The organism is Xenorhabdus mauleonii, from assembly GCF_900113945.1.
GTDB lineage: Bacteria > Pseudomonadota > Gammaproteobacteria > Enterobacterales > Enterobacteriaceae > Xenorhabdus > Xenorhabdus mauleonii.
In genome coordinates this window covers 170,430-178,279 of the sequence record NZ_FORG01000008.1, presented here as the reverse complement: position 1 = coordinate 178,279, position 7,850 = coordinate 170,430, and the positions used below count along the sequence as shown (strand labels likewise).

Annotated in this window: 2 protein-coding genes; both read right to left on the bottom strand. The window is 51.4% G+C overall.

Translation table 11 applies throughout. The features are described from left to right. Nucleotides 1-7,305, bottom strand: a 7,305-nt coding sequence (locus tag BM100_RS10310) for a two-partner secretion domain-containing protein (protein ID WP_092510601.1), incomplete at its 3' end; no start/stop codon positions are given. Then, a complete protein-coding gene (locus tag BM100_RS10305) occupies nucleotides 7,302-7,844 on the bottom strand; it encodes a toxin-activating lysine-acyltransferase (RefSeq protein WP_092510599.1) in 543 nt (180 codons plus the stop codon). The genes BM100_RS10305 and BM100_RS10310, both read right to left, overlap by 4 nt. Nucleotides 7,845-7,850 lie beyond the last annotated feature (6 nt).

The window sequence follows — 7,850 nt, the reverse complement described above, 5'->3', positions numbered from 1 at the left end:
CCCAACACCCACGCTGCCGCCCTGACTGCTGTTTTTGCCACGGGTAGTCTGGGTATTTTCCGCAGATTCAAGGACGATATCCTGTTTCGCGTCCAATGCAACATCATGCCCCGCTTTCAGGCCACTGCCCTGAATATGGATATTGCCGCTGTTTTTCTCCGCCTTATCCCCGGTGGCGGTGATACGAATGTCCCGCCCCGCATTCAGGTTACTGCCCTGCGAGTCGATGGTATCCACCCGGGTTTCGGATTTCGACGCCTGACTGCCGTAAGAGAGCTGAATGCCAATGGTATCATCCGGTTTTTTCGCCTTACCGCCCGCTTGGTTAATGGCGTCCGCTTTGGCTGAATTCGCTTCACTGAGTTGGTATGCTTGATAGCCTTGGACACCCGATAATGCTACTTGGGTGTTTTTCAACGCTTTCAGCCGGCTGTCTTGCGTGTCTTTTGCGTCATTGGCCGTTTGTACTGCTGTATTCAGCGCACTCCCGACCGCCCCGGACAGTGCCAGTGTCAGGCCCGATTGTTTCTGTTCGGTTTTGCTCAGTTCGGTATGGGTGTTTTTTGCAGCGGAGAGCACCACATCTTTACCCTGAATATCCAGATCCTTCCCCGCCACCACATCGCTGCCGTGCACACTCGCTTGATTATTCGCACTCAGGGAAACATGGCCGTTACTGCTGCCGACGGTACTGCCTTTATGCTGCACAGCATCACTGTCAGTGGATTGTTTGAATGTCGAACCGCCCACCGTAAACCCAATGCCGCCCGTGCCCATCAAACCCGATTTTTTCTCTTCCTGTTGATAAAATTCGTGATTTTTCTCTTCAACGGTGGTGATGTTCAGGTTATGGCCCGCATTTAGAGTGACATCCTGTGTACCGACCACATTACTGCCACCCACGGTGATGTCGTTTCCTGCCTCGACTTTAACGGCATCGCCACTCAGGGTACTGCTCCGAGCCTGTTGGCGGTCATATTGGAACTGGGTCGTCGTGGTTTTTGACGACACCAGGCTATTACTGCCCTTGACCTTGTGATATTCATCATGGGTTTGCTGTTGTTTGCCTGCCGACACCGTCACATCACGACCGGCACCAAGATGTAGCTTACCGCCTGCGGTCACCTCCGCCGCGCGAAGTTGAACATCACGCCCTGACTGCATCTTAATTTGGCCGGCCCCCTGCACCGCTGTACCGACTTCATCGGCAGCGGTTTTGGTCACACGGTGATCACGTCCCACCTCGGTGTGTTCATAACGGGCCGTTTTCGCGGTACCAAGTTGAATATCCCGTCCGGCGTCCAGTCGGATCTCACTGTGTTTCCCTTGCGTCACCAATTGCGCCGCAGACAGGTTAATATCGTTTCCGGCCTGAAGATGCAGTTTGCCATCGTCACCCTGCACATAGATACTGGCCACATTATCCACATAGGTTGAACTGAAACGGCCGCTGCCGGCCTGATTTTCGCCCGAACGCATGGTGCTGGCGATATCAACATTATTCCCGGCCTGTATCACCAGCGACTTATCGGCATGAATGGAACCTCCCCGTTGTATCAGATCAGTTCGTGACAGCAAAGACAGGTCATCCCCCTGCATATGACCGCTCTGATTGCGGATATTGTCAGCTGACAATCTGAGCTCTTGACCGACAATTCTCCCCTGATTCAGCAAATCACCGGACAAGTGCAGATTAACCCGACTGCCGCTCAGTAAAGCACCGGTGCCATCCAGTGTTCCGCCTTGAGTACGGATATACACCTGCGGCACCAGTACCGTTTGTTGGCTGCCATCCGGCAGGGTCACATTAGTTTCGACCAACCACACCATATCTTCGGTCAATTGGGCCATTTGTTCGGCGCTGAGTGCGATTCCGGGTTTCAAATTAAAAGTTTTCTGGGCACGCAACCCAGCATTCATCAACGCCTTAAACTGTTCTTCATCATTCTGGTAACCGGGCAAATACCGTTTTCCGGTCAGATCCGTGATTTGCTCACGCACCAGACGCTGTTCATAAAACCCGTCCCCCAAGCGTTTATGCATATAATTGTGATCGGTCTGCAATGCTTGCTGCATATAGTCAGTACCCAACCATTTTTTCTGTTGGGTAAACTGCGGATCGGTTTCAACCAAGACCTGATTTTCCGGTTCCGGTACAACAAACGTGTTACCAATGTGTTCAGACAATGGCAGCTTCACTTTAAATAAGCTGTTATCCGGCAAACGGTAATGCGGGACTTCTGTTCGGATCACTACAGGTTTTTCGCCGATGGCAACCGGCTCCGAACTCGCGATCTCCACACGTTGGGGCGCTCTTAATACCGCATCAGATACCGCCACGTCCTCATTGGCAAAACGGGCATTGACGGGCGAACGGGTGATGGCATTAATTTGTGCCTGTTCTCCCTGATACGCTCCCGGATGCTGGCCATTCAGTTCAATATTGCCTTGCTGTGCTTCAACGGTGCCCGGAGTGAGTGTGATGGCATGGATTTCTGTGTTGGGTTCATAACGCTCTGAACTCCAGCCCTGATTATCATGACGGCCTTTTTTACGAATACGCCAAAAATATTCAATCCGGCCTTTATCCGTCACATACCGTTCTCCCTGCACATCAATGTTGTCGATTTTTCCACCGGTCACGGTAAGACAGCCCCCAGCAACAACCTGACTTTTATCGTTGGTCAGTACGGTCGTATCAATGTTCAGGCTTTTACCGGCCAGAATTTTCGCCGGATCGGTTTCTTTTACCCGGGATTCCTCTATTGTCCGGGTGTATTGGTACAACTGAAAGCTATCACGGCATTCCATATCATCGACACAGGCATGATCCACTTCATCATTATCGATAGTTATCTTATGGTCTTTGACATTATAACGAGTGCCCCTGACCTGATATTCCTTAACCGGCTCTTGTGAGATAAACTGCCTTTCCATGCTGAAATGGTCATTAACGTTATTGATTTTTTCCATTGCCAGCCGCATAACCCCGACGGCTTCAATACTGGCACTGTGGTTATTGATAACCTGGCCCTTACCCGCAGCACGATACTGACTGTCGAGTTGCCCGCCAATGGACAAGTCTCCGTCACTGTAAATTAAGCTGTGCGTTGTGTTGTTAAGCTCATTTGTGCCGATATCCAGCCGATGACGCGCCGCGATCACGGCCGACTTTTCCTTGTCTGCCAGGTTATCGAGCCTGTGGGTATCCAATGCAATATGGTCGCCATAAATGCGCCCAGTGCCCTGATTGGTCAACTGTGCCGTTTTCAGGTAAGTTTCGGAGCCGTCTATCAGTCCGCGGTTATTCACTGTGTTTTGAACTGTCCACTGCTGATGTTGCCCCAGTATTTTACCGGTGGCGCCATTGGTCAGGTTGGCTGCATGCCCCAATAAAGTTGCCGCGCTGATGGTATTGTGGTTCGTGATATCACCCTGACTGGTGAGCATCAGTTGACCATTGGCAATGATTTCGCCGCTCAAGGTAAAGCCTTTAAGCAGATTGAGGGTAATATCGCCAAGTGACCGAAGTTTGCCGTCACCGCTCAGGGAGTCTGCCTCCATGACCAGATCTTGCCCTGCTTTGATATCCCCTTGCGTATTTATTACGGTCAGTGCTTTTCCGCGTGCTTTAAATATCTGATTAGCCTGCATCTGCCCCTGACGGTTATTCAATACCGATTGCAGCGACAAATTCGCATTTTCTGTGGCGAGCAATTGTCCCTGTGTATTATTCAGGATATTCCCGCTGATATTTAGCACTTGCCCTTCAATGCCCTGATCGGATTGCCGGGTATCCGTGTTATTGATGTGATGCGCAGACAGATCAATGTTGCCCCCACTGCGCAGCAGACCACGGCGGTTATCGAAAGTGATCTCATCCTGATTGACAGGTGTCGCTTTCACCGTCATATTCAGGTGGTTCAGTGCCTCTATCTGCCCCTGTTGATTCCAGACCTTATCAGCCTCAAGCTTGAGATCAGCCTCACTCAGAAGTTTACCCTTTTCTCGGTTATCCAGTTGATTAACCTCGACGTCTACCCCTGACTGACCGTGCAATACGCCCCTGCGGTTATCCAAATCGCCACTGCGCACTGTCAACCGCCCCTGACTGTTTAATTTCCCATCAGCATTGGACAGCGTTTTTCCTTGTGTATCGATAAACAACGCCTGTTCGGATTCAATCCGGCCAAACTGGTTATCCAGCCCCAGACTGATCAGATTGAGGGTCGCCTGCGCCTTCATGATGCCCTGCCGGTTGTTCATCTGTGCCGTTTTGACTTGAAGTTTATCCGCCGACACCATCACTCCCTGCTCGTTATCCAGCGCTTGGGTATTCAGGATCATCGCCTGTTTACTGGTAATCCCTTGTTGAAGGTCACTGTTGCGATTAAGCACGGATTGCGCGTTCAACGTCAATTGACCACCGCTTTGCAGCAAGCCGTGATTGTTGTTCAGCCCCGCCACGGTCAGCGATGTGTTTTTTTCTCCCAGGATCTGCCCTTGCTGGTTAGCTACATCCTCCCCGATCAAAGTCAAGTCGCCACCGCTGCCAATGTGACCGGACTGATTACTGAGTCTGCCCACCGTCAGGTTTATCGCGCCCTGACTGAACACCCCACCGGAAAGATGTGTATTCCGGTTATCTAAGTGCTCCCCGTGTGTATTGATGGTCAATGCCTGCCCACTTTGAATCAAGCCGCCTTGGTTAAGAAGTTCACCGGTTTGCAGGGTCATACGGCGTTCGGCTGCCACCTGTCCGGCGGTATTATTCAGTTGATGGCTCCCCGTGTTGATATCAACATCGCCTGCCTTTATCTGGCCTTTTTCATTATTGAGCTGCCCCGTGGTCAGCGCGATATCCCCGCCCGAGGAACTAATACGACCCTTCTGGTTATGGATGGCTGAGGCCGATATTGTCACCGAATCTGAAGCCCGTAATTGCCCCGCATCATTATTCATGTCATTTTTTACGTTTATCTGCAGCCGACCATCCTCAGCCGCGACAATTTTCCCCTGTGCATGACTGAGTTCTTCGTTTGTCAGAACGTCTTCTTTCCCGAGTTCACTTTCCGTAAGGGTATTATTCACCAGACTATCGGCTCGGATATCGATCGTTCCATTGGCAGATATTGTGCCGCTGCGATTGTCCAGCCCCTGCTGGATCGCCAAGGTGAGAGTATTTTTCCCACTCTGGATCATTTTTCCCAGGCGATTGTCGAGGGACTGGATATCCGCCGTTATTCTCTGCGCCGATACGCTCCCCCGACTTAATTGATAACGACCGCCAGACAGTTTAAGCGCCCCGTCAGAGATTAAACGACCGTCCTTTCCCTGAAAGTCAGCCGTCTCCACTGAAAATACCCCGGAGCCGGCATGCGCCAGTGTGCCTTTTTGGTTCGCTACCATCTTGGCCTTAACGATTAAATCTTGCCCGTTTGATGCAATTGTTCCGCCATTGTTTTCAATACCAGCAGCGTGCTCCAACCGGAGAGCATGTTGTCCGGTCTGGGTAATGCGTCCTGCGTTATTCAGTAACTGTTGGCTGTTGAGTACCAGCGTTTCTGCATTCAATTCGCCGCGCTGATTATCAATCAATTCCGGTGCGGATAAAGTCATCGCCTTGTTTGCACTGAGGTAGGCGTCCTGTAGATCCAGCCGGGTCGCTGAGGTCAGCGTCAGGTCATTGCCTTCTGTCTGGCTGCCCCTGAGTGAGATGTTTTTTGCCTCCACAGATAGCGTATCAGACGCTAAATTGTGACCATGCAGTGACGCGGTTTCACGGGCGTTAACCGTCAGGTTACCCGTCTGGGTTGGTTTTCCGTCACGGTCAACCCCCGCTGCCAATATGCTGCCTGTCTGACTGTCGAATGTATTGCTCTGGCTGCTGAAATGACGACCGGTCAATATCTGGCCTTGGTGGATAAAATGATCACGGGTTTTTAGGGTGGTATCCCGACCAGCAATAATTTTGCCTTGATTGAGAAAATCTTTCTGGTTTTCGAGCGTAATATCGTCCGAGGCGGCGATGGTGCCTTGATTGGACAGTTTACCCTGACTATTGAGCGTGAAATTTCCCCGTTGTGTCAGTTTGTCGTCACTGTCAACACCGGCGGCTAATACCCCATTTTCATGGTTATCCAAGGCAGCACTCTGGATATCCAGATGCCGGCCGGTTTTGATCCGCCCTTGGTTATCCAGATGATTACGGGCATAGATTTTCATGTCCTGTCCCGCCGTCATCTCACCCTGATTAGTGAGATTGCTCTGATTTTGGAGATCCATATCGGCTGACGCCGTTATCATGCCACTGTTACTGAGTTGCCCGTTATTATTGAGCGTCAGATTGCCCGCCAGTGCTCCAAGTTGCCCCGCGTTACGAACGCCCACGCCCTGTTCGGTGCCGACCAGTTTAATTTTATTGGCATACATGCCGCCAATAGCTGCCACATCCAGACTGAATGCCGGTTTATTTTGGCTGTCTCCCCCACGCACCTGAACAACATTGCCCTGTGCATCAACTTGGTTGCGTCCGATCGTGACCGTCAAATCCTGGGCGTGTAATTTGCCGTTGATATTCACGGCTCGGGCAATCAGGCGGGTGTAATCGCTCTGGGTATCGTTCAGTCCCTTGCCGTCAACGGTCAGGATACCGTTTCCCACCTCAAACCCTTTCAGGCGGCCATTTTCCAGAATGGTCTGGCCTGCTGCCAATGTGGTTTGGCTGGCATTAATAAAACCGCAACCGTGACAGGTAATCCCCGCCGGGTTAGCAATAATCACATCGGCCCGCTTGCCCGCCACCTCAATAAACCCATTCAACTGACTCGGATCCCGGCTGTTCACCTCATTTAAGATGATTTGGGCTTCTCCCTGCGCCAGCCACGGGTTCCCTGTAATCAATCCTCCCAGTTCCGTTTTTGTGTTAACCCCACTGTTGTTGAGAATGGCGCCACGCTGTTCTACATCAAACTGGCTGTATTGGTTACGGGACACGCCATCACTGTTGGGCGTCTGAATATTGACTTGAGCGACGCCATTGGCCGCCGAAATGACGGTAGGTTGCTGTGTCCCCGGGGCATTATTGTCGGCAACAATGCGTGCCTGTACGGAAGGACTGACCAGCCCCAATGCCAGCGAAATACCAAAGACTAACGGCGTCAGGGAAACACGGGTGATCAACGATGTCGATCCAGACATTCCACCGCGTGTTTGCCCTGCCGTATGGCTACGACCAATATCCGCAACAACCATCAGCATTTGGCGGGCTTTATTAAAAATCACTCGGTAAAAATGTTTGTTCATCGTGAAGAGTCTCTTGCGGGAAATTCATGTGTAAGGGGATGGTCATGCCACCAATGAGCCGCCTGTTGACGGCTGACACCCCGTCCCCTGAACTGGAGAACGCGCGCGCCGCCGCGTTCACTGCCTTTGTGATACAGGGCGCGGTAACAGTGATAAGGAAAAATTTCGCGCCGAAGCAAGTTCGCCATGTCACGGCTATGGCCGAACGGCGTCATCCACTCTAAAAACCAGAGTCGATTGCCGCTATTTACTTGTTGATAAAGACGGGCGTTATCATCTTGTGTCAGATAACGATGTTCGTTTTCCTCATCGAAAAACGCATAACTCAGGTAAAAAACAGGCTGCCCGTTATGGGCGACCAAAACGTACTGTTCGGCTTTAATCACGGGCAATAACAGCGTGGACAAGGCTATCAAAGGGGCGTTCTGGTGCAGGGGTGACTGCATCCAAAGCCAGGTCGCGGCCCCCAACATTTCAGTTTCATTGGCGTTTCCCCCCAAAATATGGGGGGCATACACCTCATAATCACCGATTAACATGGTATT